The sequence below is a fragment of the Xenorhabdus sp. NBAII XenSa04 genome (genome assembly GCF_963866145.1).
Taxonomy (GTDB): domain Bacteria; phylum Pseudomonadota; class Gammaproteobacteria; order Enterobacterales; family Enterobacteriaceae; genus Xenorhabdus; species Xenorhabdus indica.
In genome coordinates, this window is sequence record NZ_CAWMEB010000444.1 from 1 (window position 1) to 337 (window position 337).

At 47.2% G+C, this 337-nt stretch carries 1 protein-coding gene; it reads right to left on the minus strand.

From position 1 onward, the window contains the following. Positions 1-58: 58 nt before the first annotated feature. Positions 59-337, minus strand: a 279-nt coding sequence (locus AAC147_RS19185) for an IS110 family transposase (RefSeq protein ID WP_047683886.1), incomplete at its 5' end; no start/stop codon positions are given.

The following is a 337-nucleotide window of genomic DNA, read 5'->3' on the forward strand; positions in this document are numbered from 1 at the left end:
ATCAGTCTTCGCAAAACCAGTGGGGTCTCGTTTCAAATTTGTTCACAACAGGCTTGATTTAAGCTTCAAATACCGTGTGTTGTGTTGTAATAGCCCATGCTATCCGGGCAAGTTTATTAGCCAATGCACAGGCTACAATATTAGAATGTTTTCGTTCAAGTTGCTGCTTAACCCAGTCAGCCAGTTTGCCCTTTCTATGCTCGATATGCAGTATGAACGTTCGGGCACAGAGCACCAACAGTTGTCGGAGTGTCTTGTTACCCCGTTTACTGATCCCCAATAAGGTTGTCTTTCCTCCGGTACTGTACTGGCGGGGCACCAATCCCGTCGAGGCTGC